Here is a 20,315-nt window from a genome sequence, read left to right on the forward strand (position 1 = left end):
GAGGAATGATTGCTTCAATCCAGACTTTGGGCAGGTATTCAGAAGCGGTGGGGAGAAGCATTTAAGGAAGGAAAAATGTCTATCTGCACAGAATTTATGTTATCTTTTCAGGAATCTGTGGGGAATGATACTATGAATACTATTGTCGGTAATCATGCTCGAACAGGATAATGTGTGATTTTCCATCGGCTGTTCGCTAAACATAAGATTCTGTTTGATATGATCAGATATATAAATTATAGGATGGGGAGTGTCACCAAATGAATCTAGATGAAGTGATGCAAGAGCTGGAAGCGCTGGGTAAAGAACGAACGAAAAAAATCTACATCTCCAATGGTGCGCATGAACCGCTATTTGGCGTGGCAACCGGGGCGATGAAACCAATGGCGAAGCGGATCAAAAAGGATCAACCTTTGGCGGAGCAACTATACGAGACGGGAAATTATGATGCGATGTACTTTGCGGGCGTGATTGCCGATCCTCAAGCGATGACGGAAGCTGATTTTGACCGTTGGATCGATGCTGCTTATTTTTACATGATCTCTGACTTCATCGTTGCCGTCACGCTGGCAGAGACGGATATTGCTCAAGAAGTTTCGGATAAGTGGATTGCGAGCGGAGATGAGCTCAAAATGTCAGCAGGATGGAGCTGTTACTGTTGGTTGCTCGGCAGTCGAAAGGATAGTGAGTTTTCTGAGAATAAACTGACGGAGATGCTGGAACAGGTAAAAAGGACGATTCACGAATCTCCGGAACGAACGAAATATTCGATGAACAACTTCCTGTATACCGTTGCAACATCCTATCAACCGTTGCACGATCTGGCGGTGGAGACAGCCAAGGCCGTGGGACCTGTCGAAGTGAATAAGGACATGCCCAAGAGCAAGCTGCTGAATGCCTCTGAGAATATCCAAAAGGCAGTGGAAAAAGGGCGGACGGGGTTTAAGCGTAAATATGTAAGATGTTAGCCACGAGAAGCTTCGATGTATATGAATTAGACTATAGTACCTGTTATGGATACCACGGTTAAGTTAGAAGCCTCCTATAGCTGTGGAGTATGTTTACCAAAAGCATACATGATCAAATAGACCGCCACCTTTATTGGAGGACGGTCTACTTGTTTTTAACAGATCAATGAACCAAAGGTGAGCATAAAGTATAGTTGCTACAGTCACTTTCACAGAGGTATGCTCTCTGTTACTATTCCTTAATTCTGATGATAGGGTCTTGGTCGTGAAAAGCGATACATACTGCGAGTGAACTTTCATCAGAGAGTACCTGATATGCTTTTGCATAGGATATTACTGTTCTTGCTATTAAGTAAATGGTTGAACCAACTGCGGTCTCATTAATGTCGAATCCATCTATCTCATAAATATCAGCAAATTCTTTTAAGCGTGGACCCTGCAAATCCTCATTCCAATTGCTCGCCCAATCATCATCGTTATCTTCTAATGCACTGTATTCCTTACAAATGAAAAATGCACTATCCCAGTTATTATCTAAATCGTATTCAAAGTAGATTGCACGGGCTGTTTGTTTTTGAGCAATTTTTATTGATTGTTTAAGGCATAACTTTAAATCATTTACATATTCATTTAAGCCGAATCGCTTAATCGAATTAGCTCGGTCAGGTCCAGCTAACTTAGAACAAATATTGAAATACTTCTCTTCAATTTCTTCAAGGTTTTTTCTTCTTAGATCTACTTGTAATTTATTCAGGTGATCGAAAATGTCCATATTATTGCCTCCTATACGGCAATTATTTTCCATGGTTTAGGGCTTTATACAATTGTTCTTCGTAAGCTTTAACACTATCACTATCCGTCTCTTCAACACCTGTAAAAACATTTTTTGTGTTGTGATAAAAAGCAAGAGCGAAGTCCCTGACGACTTGAACATTGTGATGTTCTAACACAATCGATTGAAACAGATTACTTAACATATATTCGGAATTCGAGCCATCTTTTAGATAATTGAAACTCATAAATTCTTGAAGGACATGATACTTAAATTCTTCGAGTTCTTCAGTAGTAGGATTGTATTCCCGAGCAAGCTTTTCTGTTGCTTCGACTTTTTCTGTAGGTGATTGATCGCTTCTAGCTAGCTCGTTAACGGATGTCTGCCAATCTATTGCTGCTTGCTCCGTCTGTTCGACGGCACCAGATGTATATGCTTCATCTGTTACTACATCTGCATTCTCAAACTGTGATACTGATGTACTGACTTGTTTAGTTTCCTTTGTTTGTGTCACAGTGCACGCACTTAATAGAGAGGACAACACAAGAACTGACAAGACTAGTATTGATTTCTTCACAATATTTCCTCAATTGGTATGTAATCTTAGTTAGTCTACCAGACTGATGATTATGTTACTATGTTCATTTAAAATCGTATTCAAAAAATAGATCACACTAAAGAGGGAAATACCATAGATTGATCCTCATTAATCATCATCATTATATGTTATAATTTCTCACTGAGAGTACAGAAATGGAGGGCAAGAACGGATTGATCCGGCTACTCCATAGCTGCGCCCATTAGTGACCTACTGCTCAGATGAAAACTTCCAAGGGAGCACTGACTTTTAGGATATAGAGCTGCACGCAGATAAAATTATATATTATGGGAGTTGTCTAACGAATCATGAATAAAAAAGAAGTCGCGCATATACGCAAGCAGTTTAAACTCGATCACGATCTACTGAATATTTACGATATTCTCAACGTCTATATTACGAAGGAAACCAACGAGGTCTATCACTGGGAGCGTCACCCGTTCGAACTGGTGGATAGAGAGAAACAAGAGCTGTACATGGGCAATTTCAAAAAGCTGCTGACAGGTGATTTGGATCAGAAGTTGTTTGAGTTAAAATTCCAGGAAGCGGCGGAGGACCCGGCCCAGGTACTGCTTCATCAGGCTTTGGTCACAGGTGATCCAGACGAATGGCAGGACCTCATGCTGTTGCTCGTGGATCGAATGTTGGTGGATGCCAAGTATGAGCGGGACATGGTTGCTACGTTTGTGCGTGGACAGTATTATCTGCCGACCAAGGCTAGAAACGAAGCCACGGAAGAGAGTGAGAAGAATGAGGTGTTCGCCCATCCCTTCATTCTTTGCAGCGTGAACTCCACGGAGAAGCAGCGGAAAACGCTCTTGTTTGACTACGTGGAGAGAGAATTCAAATACAATATTATTGTCGATCCGATTATCAAATTAAGCACGCCAGAGCAAGGGTTCCTGTACCCTAGCGTGACGGACAACTACTCCGATGTGAATCGTGTTCTGTATTGCACCGGGAAATCCAATTTCCCGGACCCGCATTTTGTTGAAAATGTACTGAATGGCGAAAGATCCGTAACCGCACTGGAAGAACGGGCGATCTTCGAGGATATCGTCAAGGAAGTGGCCGGTGAACAGCTCGATTCAGCCACCATTGCACATGTATATGAGGAGATCAACCGCGTTATCGAAATTAACGAAGAGTCCCATGAGGAAGAACCTCCGAAGCTGGATTATAAGGATCTGGAACGTGTACTGACCGCAAGTGGTGTGGAAGATCTGACAGCGGAGAAAGTGGAGCGTGCCTTCGAAACGATCGTGGACAACAAGAATTATGAGATGAAGGCGACCAGTGTTATGCCGAAGTTTACGTCCAAGTCCATCAAGATCGAAACTAAGGTTGCTACGATTTCGGTTAGCCCGCAAGACCTAAGATATGTGAAACAGGTGAACTATCAAGGCAGACGTTGCATCATGATTGAAGTGGACGAAGATGTCGTGATTGAAGGGTTTACCCTTAATACAGAAAAACTTATCAATGAGTAATTGATTCTAGACCCTGATGATGTAAAATTATCAGTTATGGACGAATGAACGTCCATTTATGGCAAAAAGCCCAAGCCTAAAGGAACACCGAACTCTCCCTGTCGTAGTAAACCATAGAAGACTACGATAGGAGCAGTTCAGTATGCCAAGGCATGGGCTTTTTTGCTATTTCAGGACTGTCGCAACAGTTGCTTGATTTCCGCTGCCGGACTGGAGCCAAGTTCTTCTTTGAGTAGTTCCTCCAGAACAAGATACTGTCGCTGCGCTTCGGTTCTTCGTCCAAGCGACAGATACAACAGGATGATCTCACGATGAATATCTTCCCGAATCGAATCAATCTGGAGGATACGTTCAAAATAATACAGCGCCCGTAACGTCTCGCCTTTCTTCGCGTGATAGTGGGCAGCGGTTTCCATCGTCATGAGGAAGTCCAGTTCCAGCTGTCTGGACCACGCGAAAGCCCACTCATAGTGCCTTCCTTTCAGGAGTTCACCCGTATACAATGTGTCCATCCGCTCGAAGAGCTCTGGACGATGTGCCGAGGCCTGACGCATCTGGCGGAACAAGGCCTCAAACTCGTACAAATCGCAGTTGATTGCATCTCGGTCAATACGAATGCCATTCCTGTCCTTAAGAATGATTGGCACGTCACTGTTGTCGCCGATGGCACGCCGCACGTAATACAATGTGGAATTGATGTTCGTCCAGGCCTTCTGCGGACTGAGGTCCTTCCACAACGTATCAGCCAATGCATCGCGGGTGGTTGACTTGGTATACAACAAGAAGGCGAGTAACTCTTCCGTTTTGGGCGTTCTAAGTTTGATGGGGCTATCTGCTCCGGCTCCACCGAACACGGTGAATTCACCAAACAGACGAACGTTCAGTTTCGGTTCTGGCACCGCTGGCCCTGGCGTTGTCACGGATTTGTGAAGCTGCTGCTGCAACCGCTGAATGCTGCGATTCAGTCGCTCTGCCGTGACCGGTTTAATAACGTAATCGATCACCTCTTTGTCGAAGGCCTGCACCGCATATTCCTCATATCCGGTCACCAACACGATGGGAAGCAAAGGGTGATGTTTCCGCAATTCACCAATGAGGTGCATACCCGAAATGCGAGGCATTGTAATGTCCAGAAATGCTGCATCGAAGCTATTCTCTGCCGCGTATTCACAGGCTTCCTCCGGATCGTGAAACGCACGACATACTTCAACTTCTCCGCTTTCTGTCAAAATACGATTCAGTCGCTTGAGCGACAGATCCTCATCATCCACGATGATGACTTTTATCATGTCTCATAACCCCCGTTCCCATCTGTGCTAATACGTTGATTAGGAAGATCAAATGTAATGCGCGTTCCCTCGCCGTCCAGACTTTCCATCTGAAGGTGTCTGCCATACAGCAGGTTCAACCGGCTGGAGATATTCCATATTCCCACGCCGTTACTGCCGTCCGTGGATTGCCGAATTTCCTCCATTCTTTGCTTGGTTATGCCGATTCCGTTGTCCTCGATAGAGAAACGTGTTTCCGTATCATTCAGATTACGAATGGACAATATGACGCGACCACCGCGAATGCTGGACATCAGCCCGTGCCGAATCGCGTTTTCAATCAGGGGTTGCAACGTGAGGGGCGGAATGTCCATATTTCGGTTCACGTCCGCATCCACATCGATAATGACCTCCAGCCGTGAGCCAAAGCGTGCCTGCTCAATGGCAACGTATGCTTCGATCATCTCCAGTTCGTTCATCAGGCTGGTTTTGGAGTCCAGATGTTTGAAGTGCACACTGCGCCTTAAGTAACTCGATAATTGTAAAATCAATTGTTCTGCCTGATTCGGCGCATCTACACACAATTCGGCAATGGCATTCAGAGCGTTATACAGAAAGTGCGGGTTCATCTGTGACCGCAAAAAGGAGATCTCGGCATCTCGCGCGGCTTGAACAGACGTTATCATCCGGGTCAAACCGCCGATCCGTGCCAGCAATTCCTCTGATTCAAACGGTTTTGATACGAAATCATTGGCACCTTTCTCCAAAGCCAGCTTCAACTGGTTGGCTTTATTACTTGCCGTCAGCATAAGCACCGGAAGCTCGGAAGAAGAGTAACGTTCCCTGATCCGTTCCAACAATTCGTACCCTGACATGTCCGGCATCATAATGTCAGCAATGACCAGATGTACGGCAGGAAGCTGGTCGAGCAGATCCAGTACAGAAGGGGAACGTGAGGTTACCGCATAACTGTAGCCCTCCAACTTCAAGAGATTCACTATGGTCTGTAAATTAGCCGAGTCGTCGTCCACAACGATGATCCATTCGTTGAGATGCCCTTCCACAATCGTTGGTTCTTCGAACCTTAGTAACTGATTACCATGACTTGTAGGAGCTATGGTAATTGGCTTGACGTTGGATTGTTTCTCACCTTTGCCATCGGCCAACGGAAAAGTCAGGATGAACGTGGCCCCCATGCCAGGTGCCGATTCTGCATGAATGGTTCCTCCATGCAGCTCTACCAGCTTGCGTGTAATACTTAGTCCAAGTCCGGTGCCTCCGGCAACGACTGGTCCTGTATCTGCTTCCTGCTCGAATGGCAGGAAGATATGTTCCAGCTTGTCCTTGCCGATGCCACGACCGGTATCGATAATGCGGATTTCCGCTTTGCCTTGAACAACCGCAGCACGGATGCTTACCGTGCCTTGTTCCGTGAACTTGACGGCATTACCGATCAGATTATGCAAGATCTGAATCAGTCGGTTGCCGTCCGCATAGATTGGCGGGAAATTCGCCGGGATGTGGTTCATGAGTTCCACCTTTTTCGAGCCAAGCAGGAAGGAGTGCATACGCATGACGGATTCGACAAACGAGTACAGATCGGTTGAAGACCGGTAAAGCGGGATGTCGCCATGTTTCATTTTCGAATAATCCAGTAATTCATCGACCAGGTAGGTTAATCGTCTGCCGCTACCCGTCACGATCGCCAGGTTATGCGCCTGTTCGTTGGTAAGCGGACCTTCGGCACCTTTGAGCAGGCTCTCACTGATGTTCACAATGGCATTCAGCGGTGTTTTGAGCTCATGCGAGGTGTTCGACAGGAAGTCATCTTTCACCTTATCCAGCAAGAGCAACTGATCTTTGAGCGCACGGACTGTACGATATGACTCGAAGAACCGAAGTACCGCCAGAAACAACATCAGGATGCTGAACAGGACAATGGAGACCTGCCCGATGTTCATATTTTCCTTTAGCGAGATGGAGAAGAGGTTAATGTCCAGACAGTACAGCATGATGCTTAAGAGAGCCGCATACCACAAGAAAGTAGACAGCCGATCACCCTTCTCACTCGTCAGAAACTGTGATGCGCATTGATATAACAACCAGAGCAACATTAACGTGTACATAACGACAACGTAAGGTGCAGCCAGTCCGTAGATGGAAATAGGCAGGAGCGCAACCATGCATAAGTAAGCTCCGAAGATAATGAGGATTACCGTTGTAAGCAGACTGGTCAGGATGCCTGTTTTGAATCGGTAGAAGTAAAAGGTCAGCAGACCCAGGCATGCAACGGAGCAGAAATCTTTTAATTTATAAAGCGTGCTAAAGGAGATTTCCGTGTTCACCATGGATAACACACGTTCGCTGATCATGCCGTTATAGAGCGCATACAGCAGACAGATTAGACCAAGCAGCAGCAGCGAATCGTCTCTGTTTCGGTAGAGCGCAGACCCCAGGTAACTGATAAGGAATATGATCGAAATGGTAGCCAGGACAGCAAGTGTGCCGAATTCAACGGCTGTGCTGATTTGATGTTTTTTCAGCATGGCTGCTTGTTCGCCGAAAAAGAGTGGCCCCGGAATGCCAGCGTCCGTGTAATCATAATTAGCCACCCGGATCACAATCTCAATGTCACCACCATGATAAGGGAAAAAGCCGATCTGGGGGGAGTTACCTGGTCGGTATCCCGCTGATTTCTCCACGGCATGTCCGTCTTCCAGCAGCTTGTTGCCATTGATATAGATTTCGCTGGCGAAACGAATGTTCATTTTTTTGATAGCCAGCATTCCTTCAACTGGTACATTTCGGAGCACCAGTCGATACGTGGCGAAGCCGTGGGTTGGCAGTCGTTCGCCGTCCATTTTAATTCGATTCCATGAACCGGGAACCTTTGCATATGTATCGGGTGCTATTGTTGGACCAACCTGATTCGGAGTTGCAGATTCAACAGGAAGCAACTTGTTCCAGTAAAATTCCCACTCACCGTCCAGCTTGATCCGCTCGTTTTGTTCCGGGTTCCAGTCCGATAGATCCATAACACCTTGACGGGCAAGAAGAGCCGCAGATTGGGGTTCTCTGATTGTTGACAGGAGCAGTACGGTAACAGCAACTACAACCGTCAGGACCACGCCTGAAATTTTTAATAACACGAAATGCTGCTCCTTTAGAGGTTGTGTGAACCATTGGTAGATTCGAACCAAATCTCTTGTATTCTATCGGCATTGTAGCGAATATCTCTGGGGGGTGCAATCATATTTCGACAAAATCCTTCATACCCACCCCGTGAATTCCAGTATTGATGCTTTTGCAGACTGTGCTTCTGTATGGGCTGCTTTGCGCCAGGCTTTGGGTGATTGTCCCATCAGTTTGACGAAGCAGCGGTTAAAGCTGGAGATGGATCGGAAGCCGACTTGCTCGGAGATGGACAGGATGGAGGCGTCCGTGCTTTTCAATCGCTTGCATGCCTCTTCAATTCGGGTACTGTTCAGAAAATCAAGCGGTGTGGTTCCCATAATTTCATGGAACTTGCGGCGAAAATGCGTTGTACTCAGATGACACAGATCAGCGAGGTAATCGATGGTCACAGGCATCATATAGTTTTTGGTGATAAACTCCAACACGGGTGAGATGACCAAGTCTCCTTGGAGGTCTCGTTCCCGTTCCTGATTCTGGGCTGACCAGCTCTCGTTGCTTGCATGAAGTCGAAGCAGTTCGATGTATAGAGACATCAATAAGCCGTACGCGCTCTCCCGATAATAGGGGGACTGCTGCTTAATCTCTTCTACGATTGATGTTGCGAGTGAGTGAATTTTGGGATGCTGCTCCTTATTCAGAATGCAATTGGTTCCCTGAATCGCCCATAAATTCGGTTCAATGTGGTTTTGGGCTGTTTTGAGTGAATGGCGGAAGAGTTCTTCCGGTGAAAAAAAGATATAAGCCCACAGGCTGGCGTTATTAGGTGAACTATATGTAGTATGCGGAAGGTAACGGGGAATGAACGTGACGTCGCCTGCCCGAAACGGTACAGATTCGCCCTTAATCTCCATGACCCCCTCATCCGAATAACAGATGCCAATCTCCATGTGGTTATGGAAATGAAGATGCTCACTCTTGATATCGGATATTCTCCAGCGGTCTCCACTGAGTAACAGGACAGGGAAATCAATGGGCAGGCTGTAGTGACGATATTCAATGACAGGTTTCTTCGGTTTGGGCATTGTCGAGGGCTCCTATGTATAAATGATTGAAATTGCGCACTTTTGTTGTGAATATGCTTAGATTGAGACTATTTTACTGCGTACAATGGAATAAGTAAAGCGTTTACAAATGGACGGACACCTCTCAAGGCGCACTTGGGGGTGTGTGCGCAGGGAGAGGGGAATAACAATGCTTCAAGTGAAATATGACAGAGAACAGATTCTTCACGTAATCGAGAATGTTACCAAGAAAACACTGGATATGGATCTAACATGGGATTGGCCCGGCGGTGTGGCCTATTATGGTGTATCCAGAGCCTATCAGACGACAGGCAACCAAGAGATACTGGACAGGCTGGTGAAATGGGCAGACGAATATATCGAGCTGGGTCTGCCAAGTTGGACGGTAAATACATGTGCCATGGGTCATGTGCTCATCACTTTATATGAAGAAACAGGGGATCAGAAGTATTGGGATATTGTTCTCAGCAAGGTTGATTATCTCCAGAACCATGCACTTCGCTTTGGAGACAATGTGCTTCAGCATACAGTATCCGTGTCCAATGATTTTCCGGAACAGGCTTGGGCGGACACCTTGTTTATGGCGGCATTTTTCCTGCTCCGTGTAGGTAGCAAATTAAAGGATGAAGCCATGATTCAGGATGCGCTGAATCAGTATTACTGGCATATCAAGTACCTTCAGGATCCAAGCAGCAGTCTGTGGTATCACGGCTATAACAATATCAACAAGGACCACATGTCCGGATTTTATTGGGGAAGAGCGAACGCTTGGGGTGCCTATACGATGTCTCAAGTGAAGCCGCAACTGAACGACTGGTATCTGTATCCGCAATGTATGGATGTAGAATGTGCACTCCGCGATCAATTGGCGGCTCTGAAGCTGGTACAGACCGAGAACGGCTTGTGGCGTACGGTGCTGGATGACGAAGAATCGTATGAAGAGGTATCGGCTTCTGCCGGTATTGCAGCAGCCATGATCAATAACGGCAATCCACTGCATACCAAATATGTGCAAAAGGCACTGGAGGGCATCCTGAACAATATCAGCGAAGATGGGCGCGTGCTTGGGGTATCTGGCGGTACAGCAGTGATGAAGGATCGGGATGGCTATCGCAATATTCCAAAAGACTGGATTCAAGGCTGGGGTCAGGGCCTGGCACTCGCTTTTCTGTCCGATATGTTGAGATAGGGAGGGAACCCAATTGTCCAAATTAACCAAAGGCTCCTTTACACTGCCGGGAGAATCCGGTTATGAGGCACTTACGCTGGAGCTTGCCGATCGCTGGGGTGCTGATGTGATCCGTGACAGTGACGGTACGAAATTGTCCGACGAGATTATTAATGCCGGATATGGCATCTATTCAACCATTTGCATCATTCGGGATCATAATGAGTGGGCATCCCGTAATCTGGATAAGCTGCAGCAATGTTTTCTCATTACGAATCCGAAGGTCGCTGTACAAGATTATGTATCCATCTATCTGATGGAGGATTTTTTTGCTGAACAATTCAGGGTGAATGATTCCAAAGAAGCGTTTAAGTATTGGCAGGTATATGATCGAACGACTGGAGAAGAGGTACCAAGAGCACAATGGAATTATGAAAGGGAATCTGGCAATGTAGTGATTACTGGCGTTGCTCCCTGGCATAAATACACGGTAAGTTTCATGGTCTATCGGATCTGGGAAGAGATCTCCATGTACAATCATACGACGAATAACTGGGATAAAGAGCATCTGATGCAGATTGACCCAATCTATACGGAAACGCAAACCTATCTGCTGGATTGGATGGAAAATTGGTGCCAAAACCATCCGGAAACAACGGTTGTACGTTTTACATCGCTATTCTATAACTTCGCCTGGATCTGGGGCAGTGATGAACGGAATCGCCATCTGTTCTCGGATTGGGGTTCATACGATTTCACGGTAAGTTCGAGAGCGCTGGATCTGTTTGCTCAGAAATTTGGGTATTCACTCTCAGCCGAGGACTTTGTGAATGGCGGTAAATATCAGGTCACTCATATGCCTGCGGATCAGCGCAAACTGGACTGGATGGCATTTATCAATGATTTTGTCATTGAATTCGGTAAGAAATTAATTGATATGGTGCACAAGCATGACAAGCTGGCGTATGTCTTCTATGATGACAGCTGGGTGGGCATGGAGCCGTACAATGATCGCTTTCAGGAGTTTGGATTCGACGGCATGATCAAATGTGTGTTCTCCGGTTATGAGGCTAGAATGTGCTCAGGCGTTAAGGCTGATACCCATGAGATTCGATTGCATCCCTACTTGTTCCCGGTTGGCTTAGGCGGGCTTCCTACCTTCAAGGAAGGCGGAGATCCTACCCTTGATGCAAAGAAATATTGGATTAATATTCGGCGTGCGCTGCTGCGTGAGTCAATCGACCGGATAGGACTGGGTGGGTATTTGCATCTGGTTGAGCCTTATCCTGATTTTGTGGATTACATTGAGAAGATTGCCCATGAATTCAGGGAAATGAAAGAGCTCCATCAGAAGGGAAAACCTTATCAGATCAAGACAAAAGTAGCCGTTCTGCATAGCTGGGGCAAGTTAAGATCGTGGACCTTGTCCGGTCATTTTCATGAAACGCATATGCATGATCTGATTCATGTGAATGAGGCATTAGCCGGATTACCTGTTGACGTGCAGTTTATTGATTTTGAGGATATTCGTCAGGGCGTATTGAAGGATGTGGATGTTGTCATTAATGCGGGTTCTGCGGGTTCAGCATGGAGCGGTGGAGAGCACTGGAAAGACCACCAATGTGTAGACATCCTAACCCAGTGGGTGTACGAAGGCGGTACATTTATGGGGATCAACCAGCCCACAGCGACCCACGGGTACGACAGCTATTTTAGAATGGCTCATGTGCTTGGGGTAGATGAGGATACAGGTGCAAGGGTTGTTCATGGAAAATGGTCGGTTGAGGTTAGTGATGAGTATGGTTTGGTGCCTGAGGGGGCCAGCATACTTCCGAAAAAGAACATTTATCTTACTGATGGATCAGCAGCTGTAATGAGTGAAACGAATGGTCAGATCACGTTGTCCACACATGCTTTTGGAAAAGGAAAAGGGATCTACCTGCCTTCCTTCGAATTCAGCTGGGCAAATACAAGATTACTTCTGAATTTGATTCGATTTGCGGGCAATGAATTCCATGAAACATTGTACATCACGGATAACTTGTATACCGAGTGCGCTTACTACCCTGAAAGCAACATATTGGTTGTGATCAATAATAGCGATCAGGTTCAGTCCACGACGATCCATACAGAGCATGGGAAACAGACCATGGAATTGGAGCCGTATGATACGGTGATCACCAAAATTGGTTTAACCAAATCGGTATCCCCATAGAATAAATAATGATTAAATAGACCGTATCCCTTAACCAGGGAGCGGTCTATTTAGTGATTAGGGCGTGTCTGAAAACTCTCAAGGAAGCAGATTGTATAGTACGGATATTACTGTATCGTGTTAAAACTATTTAGTAGAATATTTAAATAAGGATAGGGATCATGAGCCCTAATATATTATTGTTTTCATCCTTTCAAAGGAGAGAGTGCCCTAATGTACAGTTATAAAATGTTGGACAAGATAAGCACGGAAACACTTCACCAAGCGTTTGTGGATGCGTTCTCCGACTATCAGGTTAAAATGGATCTGCCCTTTTGGAAGTTTCAACAAATGCTCCAACGAAGAGGGTATCACCCCGAAATATCTATGGGAGCCTTTAAGGATGGGAGAATGGTCGGATTTGTTATCAATGGACTTCGAAGCTGGAATGGAAAGGCAACTGCGTATGACCTTGGGACAGGCGTTGTACAAGAATGCAGACGGCAGGGCGTTACAAGCCATCTGCTCTTGAATATTCGAAAACTGCTAAAAGAAAAAAATATAGCGCAATATCTGCTGGAAGTCATCCAATCCAACGAATCTGCAGTTCAGCTTTACAGTAAACAAAACTTCAAAATTCAAAGGGAATTCGCATGTTTCCAGCTGGAAAAAGATAAATTCATACCGAAAACGGCCTGCACAGTGGAATGTGTGGAGAGAATTGATTTGGAGCAGTTTAAGGAATTTTGGGATGTGGAGCCCTCCTGGCAAAATTCAATAGATGCCATCTACGCTGTATCAGAAGCTTTTAGCTATGTAGTTGCACGTCAGGATGACAAAATTGTTGGCTATGGCATTATAGATCAAAAAACAGGTGATATTCCACAGCTTGCAGTGAACCCAAATTACCGGGGCAAAGGTATTGCAAGCAGCATCCTGACAGAGATGGTCAAGCGCACAGAATCGCCAATAATCAGTGTCCTCAATGTGGAATCTCATCTCAAACCGATGGAAGATTTCCTCCTGGTCAAATCAGGTTTTACGTATCATGTTGGCCAGTATGAAATGCTCCTGAAATTATAACGTGATCGTCGTCTCGACGTAGGATCCAATCGGGTTCATCGAAAATATGTGAGATATTCGTATCTGTCCTGTTGGGCCAGTCGATCGGGAGGTTGAATTATAGGCCTCCCGAATTCCTGGATTGGAGTATCCAATCATTCCCTTACTCGTTATAATAATGTGGATGTCAATGTAAGAGGAGACAACGATAAGACATGAGCCGCAAGATGCACTGTAAGCGCATTCAGTTTCTGGATGATTGGAGCCTCAAAACGAAGTTGTACATATTGTTCATTTTTTGTGTGCTGGTTCCGGTTCTGGTCACAAATACCGTGTTTTACCTAAGCATCAAAGGTAACATTGAGGAGAAGGAGCATAGCCGATTCAATGAAATGCAGCAAAGGATCAAGTTCAACCTGCGAAACAGTATAGACAATAGCTTGTATGTGTCCAATTTTCTCTATACCGATGGAACGCTGAACCGGTTCATGGAGTCCAAGTATCGCGATCAGGAAGACTATTACTCTGCCTACTATGATATGCTTAGCAACAACAATCTGGTCAGGTACTATTACAGCTACCAGCAGGTGAACCAAGTTACGTTTTATGTTGGAAATGATACCTTCGTCAATGGAGGAAACTTCATTAAGCTGGATGATGAGGTGAAGAAAAGTGATTGGTATCAAGCGCTGATGAACACAAGCGACCATATCATGATCTATTCGTATTTTGACAAGCAGCAGGCAGAGATGTCGCAAAGTCAGGGAGGACGCAAAGTCAGCATTATTCGCAAGCTGGATTATTTTGGGGAGCAGCAGGTTGAAAAGGTGTTAAAGGTTGATCTGGACTACGCTTTCATCAACAAATCGCTTAAAAATGAGGGAGCGAACGGGAAGGTATATGTCGTATCGGATGGCAGGGTCATTTTCTCGAACGATTCCGAAATGAACCAGACGCGCCAGCCATTTAATATGATTGCGAACAGTCCAATTGATCCTGTTCAATCCATGCAATCGATTCCCGTCGTATCCGAGGATTGGCAGATTTTCGTCAGCACGGAGAAATTGGACGTTCTGTCGGAGATTGTTAATTCCAAGCTTAATTTGACGTTGCTGATCATTCTTAATCTGTTGGTGCCCACACTGCTGATCTGGTTGATATCCAGATCACTGGTCATCAGAGTTGATCGGATAGCGAAGCACCTGGATCAAGTGAAGCATGAGAAATTTGAAGTGATATCGGGACCTGTGGGCAAGGACGAAATCGGCAGCCTGACCCATAGTTATAACATGATGGTCATCAAGATTAAGAATCTGATTGAGATTGTGTTTAAGGGGCAGGTAGAGCGGCAAGCCCTCGAGCTCTCCAAGAAGCAGGCGGAGCTGAAAGCCCTTCAAAGTCAGGTGAATCCCCATTTTATGTTCAACACGCTTGAAACGATCCGTATGCGGAGTTTAATCAAGCAAGAGCTCGAGACCTCCGATGTCATTCATAGACTGGCACTGCTGCTGCGTCAGACGATCAATTGGGGCGACGATCTGATTACCATCGCACAAGAAATCAATTTCGTGGAAAGTTATCTGAGTATTCAGCAGTATCGCTTTGGCGAAAAGCTGCAATTTGCAATCAGGATCACTGACGAATCCATTGCTGCGATGATGATACCCAAACTAACCGTTCTCACCTTTGTGGAGAATGCTTGTATCCATGGCATTGAAGGGACAGCAAATGATGGGGTCGTGGAGGTATTATTCGAAATTCGAAGTAATGCGCTCTACATTTCCATTCGCGACACCGGCGTCGGTATGGATCAGGACAAGCTGTCCTCGCTCCGCAAAATGATGCAAGACCCGAGTATGGATCGGATGAGCGAGCTTAGCAGCATTGGCATGATGAATGCATATATTCGGCTACGGATGTATTTTGATGATTTCGTTCAGGTGCACATATTCAGTGAAAAGGGGAAGGGGACAGAGATTGGCATTCAAATTCCTCTTATGCTGGCATCCCAAGAATAAGGAGCGAGGATATGATCAACGTGCTGATTGTGGACGATGAGCCATTTATTCGCCAAGGACTTCTATTGTTAATTGATTGGGAGTCTTACGGTTTCCAGATTTGTGGTCAGGCTTCCAATGGCAAGCAGGCATTGGAAGCCATACGCGCTGTGCAGCCTGATCTGGTCATTTCCGACATCAAGATGCCGGAAATGGACGGCATGCAGCTTGCTCAAACCTTGTATGAGCAATATAACGGTGATATCAAGCTGATTCTGCTTAGTGGATTCTATGAGTTTGGATATGCCAAGCAGGCAATTAAATATCAGGTGAATGACTACATTCTCAAGCCTATCGTGAAGACAGAACTGGTACAGGTGCTTGAGGAGTTTAGGGAGGCATTTCACGCACGGACAGAAGAGAAGCGTTATCAGCAAAAAAAGGATCAAATGATTATGGCCCAGCATATGCAGTCAATCTTGCTTGGGGTGGCTGAGGAGGAGGCTGTTACGAGTCTGCAGCCGCACTATCAAGATGCTGGCACAATGCGTTGCATTCTGATTGAGGTGGAAGGCGTTCCAGAACAGGGAATGGATTGGTGCGCTCGGGTTGAGGCATGGGTGGATGAGCCCTTACCGGGGCAAGTTTTGAAGCCGTTTACAGGTGATAAAAATGCGGTTCTGCTCATTGTTACGGATCTGATGGTGAAACGTAAGGCAGCGGCCTTGGAGCACTATTTGACCCAACTACATACCGAGCTGAGCCGCGATCAAGGGGCGGTGGTTGCTTGTTATGTCGGGAAGGAAGTACAGGGGTTGGAGGCGCTGCATGAGTCTTATCAATCCTGCGGCATAATGAAAAACTTACGTTTCTTCACCACGTGTGGGCCCATTTATTATTTCGAGCTTATGGATACGACCCTATTTATCAATCGGCCAGGTCAATTCGAAAAACAATTGTTCGATGGGCTGGTCAAGTCTATTGAGGAACAGCAGACGGATGAGCTGTACAGCCATGCAAAGGCCATATTTCAATTCTTTCTGGATGAGCGAATAGAGCCTGGTATTGTCCGAATCCACCTGCACTATTTGGCATACAATTTGCTGGATCTCGTGAATAACGATACGGTCACTCCAGATTCCGGGCTGATGGAATCGGCTTTTCTGAAGGTGAACTACGCGATGTTATCCATGGAGGAAAACATTGAACATTTATGTGAGTTCTCGCTTATGTGCGCAGAGGAGCTGAAGGAGCAGCAAAAGTCGAAAGGGATGGGCATATTAGCCAAGATTGAGGCCTTCATTCACGAGCATTACAGAGAGAATATCAGCCTGAAGCTGCTGGGAGAGCAGTTCTACATGAACAGCGCATATCTGGGACAGATTTTCAAAAAGCATTACTCGATCAGCTTCAGTGATTATTTGAATCAATTGCGAATAGAGGAGGCCGCGCGGCTGTTGCGCAGAACAGATCAAAGAGTATACGAGATTGCAACAATGGTGGGATATCGGGACTCCGATTATTTTATTAGCCGGTTCGAGAAACTCATGGGGGAGACGCCTGCACAATATCGTAAAAGTGCCCATGCTGCGTACTCTATTGATTCAACATCCTGCACTCCTTGACGGAGCGGCGGGATATTTTTTTCGCAGATACTGGAATTAGTGGGATTCCGTCTATAGTTTATCCCGTTGAGAGGGGCATGGAAGCATGATAATTTTAAGTCAGCCTTTGGAAAGCGCTTTCCAAAAAGCTTCTGTCAATATAATCGATGGAGGGGTCATGATGAAAAAGGATGTTAGAAAAAGAATCAAGTATAGTGCTCTGCTAGCTTTGATACTGGTCATTGCACTCGCTGGATGTACACCGGGATCGTCCTCGAAAGGGGAAACAACAGCAGATGGAAGGGAATTAAAACAGTTTTCAGCCTTTTTTGCCGTACCGGGGAAAATTGCGCCTGACGATAATCGGGTATTAAAAGCCATTGAGGAGAAAACAGGCGTCAGAGTTACGATGGACTGGCTTACGGGCCAAACAGCCAAAGAACGAATTGGTGTGCTCATTGCAGGCGGCGAATATCCCGACTTTATCGATGGGAGTGACGGTACTCAGCAACTGGTAGCAGCAGGGGCGTTAGTACCACTTGAGGATTACATCGATAAATATCCAAACATCAAAAATTACCTGGGTGAAGACTGGAAGAAGATGAAAAATACGACGGATGGACATATCTACTTCATTCCTCAGTTCGGCAATATACAAGAAAAGTCGATGAAAGTAACCCATGATGGAGAAGCGTTCTGGATTCAGAAGGCCGTACTAGAATGGGATAATTATCCGACAATCAAAACACTTGACCAATACTTTGACTTGATTGAACGGTACAAAGCAGCGCATCCGACCGTTGATGGTCAGCCAACCATTGGATTCGAGATTATCTCTTATGACTGGCGTTATTTCGCACTGGAGAACCCTCCGCTTTTCATGGCTGGTTATCCTAACGAAGGCGCAGCCATCGTTGATAAAGAAACGCTGACGGCCAAAAACTATAATACTATTCCCGAAGCGAAGGCCTATTTCAAGAAGATCAATGAGGTATACCATCAAGGCTTGGTCGATAACGAAACCTTTACAGCAAACTATGATCAATATATCTCCAAAATTTCAACCGGACGTGTGCTGGGCATGGTGGATCAAGGATGGCAGTTCCTTGACGCCGAAGCATCACTCGTGAAGCAAAAATTGTATGACAAAACCTATGTACCGTTGTCCATCACACTCTCCGAGGATGTCAAAGGACGTTATCAGAACAATCCAATCCTTAACGTAAATGGTGGCTTGGCCATTACTAAGAGCTGCGAGGATATTGAAGGGGCACTTCAATATATTAATGATTTGCTGGACCCTGAGATAGAGGTATTGAGAACCTGGGGACAGGAAGGCGTGGATTATCAGGTGGATGACAAAGGCGTGTTCTCCAGAAATGAAGAGCAACGTGCGAATTCCAAAGATCCGGACTGGGTGCTTGCGAATACGGGAAGCCCATTGGTCTATTTCCCGCATCATGAAGGCATGACTGCTGATGGGAAGAATGCTCTTGACCCTAAGGAGCAGCCGGAGGAGTACCTTGCCACATTGAATGACATCGATAAAAAAGTGCTCAAGGCTTATGGATATACGAAGTTTACCGACTTCCTGGAGCCTGCGGAGGAAAATGAACCGTGGTTCCCGATCTATACCTATAATTTCGAACCGAATAAACCGGAGACCATTGCCAGACAGAAGATGGACGATGTTAAACGCAAATGGCTGCCAAAGGTGATTATGACTTCACCAGCCGAATTTGATAAGGCTTGGGAAGAGTATCAAGCCACGCTCAAGGAGAGTGCAGATATTAAAGCGTATGAAGATGCGCTGACGGAAGAAGTTCGCAGACGTATGGAACTGTGGGGATAAAGGCCTGTCACACCGGAAGGCTATGGGGAACTCCGTAGCCTTTCTTACACGCCAGATTCGGGAGATTGGATAGGAAAGGAATCGATTCATCCAGACTGGGTGATATAGATAAACTCGTCAGCAAGGAGAGAAAAACATGGCCAAAAAGGAGCTGCAGCCTTCGTTAAAGACCAGCCATATCCCAGCGGGAACAAGCTGGATCGGGTACAACCTGTCCAGAATGAAAAGTCAGCGACAATTAATGTGGATGTCATTTCCGTTTATTGCGTTTATCGCTATTTTTGCGTATGGGCCATTATGGGGCTGGTTGATGGCTTTTCAGAATTATAGACCGGGCATTGGTTTTATGGAGCAGGATTGGGTGGGGCTGGATCATTTTCGAACGTTATTCACGGACCCTACATTTTTACGTGTCATTCGCAATACGCTGGCGATGAGCCTGATCAGTCTGTTTCTGGGATTTGTCGGTTCAATTGGTCTGGCGCTCTTATTGAATGAGCTGCGGATGGTATTGTTCAAACGCGTGGTACAGACGGTCTCTTACCTTCCGCATTTCCTGTCGTGGATCATCGTAACAGGGATCGTTGCGAATGTATTGTCAACGGAAACCGGAATTGTGAATGTACTGCTGACAAAATTGGGTCTGATTGATGCACCGATCAACTTTTTTGCGGAACCCAAATACTTCTGGGGGATTGTGGGTCTGTCCAGCATGTGGAAGGAAATTGGCTGGGGTACGATCATCTATCTGGCGGCTATGGCGTCGATTAATCCGAGCTTATACGAAGCAGCTTCCATTGACGGAGCCGGCCGCTTTCGCAAAATGTTCAATGTCACACTTCCAAGCATCAAACCAACGATCATTATCCTGCTTATCATCAACGTGGGTAACGTACTGAACGCAGGCTTTGAGATTCAATACTTGCTGGGGAACGGACTTGTGCAGGATGTGTCCGAGACAATCGATATTTTTGTTTTGAAATACGGAATTAATCTCGGCAACTACTCACTTGCCACCGCCGCAGGCATTTTCAAAAGTGTGGTCAGTCTCGTGCTCATATTTATCGCCAACGGGATTGCCAAGTCTCTTGGTGAAGAGCGGTTGATATGATAAGGGGGCAGAAC

14 protein-coding genes are annotated in these 20,315 nt (G+C 45.8%); 9 read left to right on the forward strand and 5 right to left on the reverse strand.

The features are described from left to right. Positions 1-260: 260 nt before the first annotated feature. The gene (locus MKZ12_RS04045) at positions 261-968 is read left to right on the forward strand and encodes a DNA alkylation repair protein (RefSeq protein WP_339258859.1); all 708 of its coding nucleotides are present in this window, start codon (positions 261-263) and stop codon (positions 966-968) included. A 232-nt stretch (positions 969-1,200) separates the two neighbouring features. Here the strand turns inward: MKZ12_RS04045 and MKZ12_RS04050 are convergent, their stop codons facing one another. Both MKZ12_RS04050 and MKZ12_RS04055 read right to left on the reverse strand, forming a co-directional pair. Then, on the reverse strand, positions 1,201-1,740 hold the full coding sequence (locus MKZ12_RS04050; RefSeq protein ID WP_339258860.1) for a hypothetical protein: 540 nt from the start codon (positions 1,738-1,740) through the stop codon (positions 1,201-1,203). Positions 1,741-1,762: 22 nt separating this feature from the next. Further along, positions 1,763-2,317 carry a hypothetical protein gene (locus tag MKZ12_RS04055; RefSeq protein WP_339258861.1) on the reverse strand — a complete coding sequence of 185 codons (555 nt, stop codon included), beginning with the start codon at positions 2,315-2,317 and terminating at the stop codon, positions 1,763-1,765. A gap of 329 nt (positions 2,318-2,646) precedes the next feature. On the opposite strand from MKZ12_RS04055, the gene MKZ12_RS04060 reads away from it, so the two are divergent. Continuing rightward, entirely contained in the window at positions 2,647-3,828 is a 1,182-nt protein-coding gene (locus tag MKZ12_RS04060; protein ID WP_339258863.1) for a DUF4317 domain-containing protein, read from the forward strand. Positions 3,829-3,998: 170 nt separating this feature from the next. On the opposite strand, the gene MKZ12_RS04065 is transcribed toward MKZ12_RS04060, so the two are convergent. The 3 genes from MKZ12_RS04065 to MKZ12_RS04075 all read right to left on the reverse strand — a co-directional run bounded on the left by MKZ12_RS04065 (position 3,999) and on the right by MKZ12_RS04075 (position 9,313). Further along, on the reverse strand, positions 3,999-5,117 hold the full coding sequence (locus MKZ12_RS04065) for a response regulator (RefSeq protein WP_339258864.1): 1,119 nt from the start codon (positions 5,115-5,117) through the stop codon (positions 3,999-4,001). Continuing rightward, the gene (locus tag MKZ12_RS04070; RefSeq protein ID WP_339258867.1) at positions 5,114-8,245 is read right to left on the reverse strand and encodes an ATP-binding protein; all 3,132 of its coding nucleotides are present in this window, start codon (positions 8,243-8,245) and stop codon (positions 5,114-5,116) included. The genes MKZ12_RS04065 and MKZ12_RS04070 overlap by 4 nt, the downstream gene beginning before the upstream one ends. A gap of 120 nt (positions 8,246-8,365) precedes the next feature. Then, complete coding sequence (locus tag MKZ12_RS04075; RefSeq protein ID WP_339258869.1) at positions 8,366-9,313, reverse strand: AraC family transcriptional regulator; 948 nt, start codon at positions 9,311-9,313, stop codon at positions 8,366-8,368. A gap of 169 nt (positions 9,314-9,482) precedes the next feature. Here MKZ12_RS04075 and MKZ12_RS04080 point away from each other — a divergent pair, with 169 nt between their 5' ends. The 7 genes from MKZ12_RS04080 to MKZ12_RS04110 all read left to right on the forward strand — a co-directional run bounded on the left by MKZ12_RS04080 (position 9,483) and on the right by MKZ12_RS04110 (position 20,301). Further along, a complete protein-coding gene (locus MKZ12_RS04080) occupies positions 9,483-10,502 on the forward strand; it encodes a glycoside hydrolase family 88 protein (protein ID WP_210110177.1) in 1,020 nt (339 codons plus the stop codon). A gap of 13 nt (positions 10,503-10,515) precedes the next feature. Beyond that, positions 10,516-12,696: a 1,3-beta-galactosyl-N-acetylhexosamine phosphorylase gene (gnpA, locus tag MKZ12_RS04085; RefSeq protein ID WP_339258871.1), complete on the forward strand. Its 2,181-nt coding sequence runs from the start codon at positions 10,516-10,518 to the stop codon at positions 12,694-12,696. Positions 12,697-12,909: 213 nt separating this feature from the next. Then, positions 12,910-13,758, forward strand: coding sequence for a GNAT family N-acetyltransferase (locus tag MKZ12_RS04090; protein ID WP_339258872.1), 849 nt, complete (start codon positions 12,910-12,912; stop codon positions 13,756-13,758). Positions 13,759-13,952: 194 nt separating this feature from the next. Beyond that, complete coding sequence (locus MKZ12_RS04095; protein WP_339258874.1) at positions 13,953-15,755, forward strand: sensor histidine kinase; 1,803 nt, start codon at positions 13,953-13,955, stop codon at positions 15,753-15,755. Between the two features lie 11 nt (positions 15,756-15,766). Then, a complete protein-coding gene (locus MKZ12_RS04100; protein WP_339258875.1) occupies positions 15,767-17,359 on the forward strand; it encodes a response regulator in 1,593 nt (530 codons plus the stop codon). A 157-nt stretch (positions 17,360-17,516) separates the two neighbouring features. Beyond that, a complete protein-coding gene (locus MKZ12_RS04105) occupies positions 17,517-19,190 on the forward strand; it encodes an extracellular solute-binding protein (protein WP_339258876.1) in 1,674 nt (557 codons plus the stop codon). Positions 19,191-19,326: 136 nt separating this feature from the next. After that, positions 19,327-20,301: an ABC transporter permease subunit gene (locus MKZ12_RS04110; protein WP_249913521.1), complete on the forward strand. Its 975-nt coding sequence runs from the start codon at positions 19,327-19,329 to the stop codon at positions 20,299-20,301. The last annotated feature ends 14 nt before the right edge of the window (positions 20,302-20,315 follow it).

It is taken from the genome of Paenibacillus sp. FSL R5-0713 (genome assembly GCF_037973325.1).
Classification (GTDB): Bacteria; Bacillota; Bacilli; order Paenibacillales; family Paenibacillaceae; genus Paenibacillus.

What these genes read in the sequence shown, in the direction of transcription:
- MKZ12_RS04045 (WP_339258859.1), top strand. Translation starts at nt 261, where the DNA reads ATGAATCTAGATGAAGTGATGCAAGAGCTGGAAGCGCTGGGTAAAGAA.
- MKZ12_RS04050 (WP_339258860.1), bottom strand. Translation starts at nt 1,740, where the DNA reads ATGGACATTTTCGATCACCTGAATAAATTACAAGTAGATCTAAGAAGA.
- MKZ12_RS04060 (WP_339258863.1), top strand. Translation starts at nt 2,647, where the DNA reads ATGAATAAAAAAGAAGTCGCGCATATACGCAAGCAGTTTAAACTCGAT.
- MKZ12_RS04065 (WP_339258864.1), bottom strand. Translation starts at nt 5,117, where the DNA reads ATGATAAAAGTCATCATCGTGGATGATGAGGATCTGTCGCTCAAGCGA.
- MKZ12_RS04075 (WP_339258869.1), bottom strand. Translation starts at nt 9,313, where the DNA reads ATGCCCAAACCGAAGAAACCTGTCATTGAATATCGTCACTACAGCCTG.
- MKZ12_RS04080 (WP_210110177.1), top strand. Translation starts at nt 9,483, where the DNA reads ATGCTTCAAGTGAAATATGACAGAGAACAGATTCTTCACGTAATCGAG.
- MKZ12_RS04090 (WP_339258872.1), top strand. Translation starts at nt 12,910, where the DNA reads ATGTACAGTTATAAAATGTTGGACAAGATAAGCACGGAAACACTTCAC.
- MKZ12_RS04095 (WP_339258874.1), top strand. Translation starts at nt 13,953, where the DNA reads ATGAGCCGCAAGATGCACTGTAAGCGCATTCAGTTTCTGGATGATTGG.
- MKZ12_RS04100 (WP_339258875.1), top strand. Translation starts at nt 15,767, where the DNA reads ATGATCAACGTGCTGATTGTGGACGATGAGCCATTTATTCGCCAAGGA.
- MKZ12_RS04105 (WP_339258876.1), top strand. Translation starts at nt 17,517, where the DNA reads ATGATGAAAAAGGATGTTAGAAAAAGAATCAAGTATAGTGCTCTGCTA.
- MKZ12_RS04110 (WP_249913521.1), top strand. Translation starts at nt 19,327, where the DNA reads ATGGCCAAAAAGGAGCTGCAGCCTTCGTTAAAGACCAGCCATATCCCA.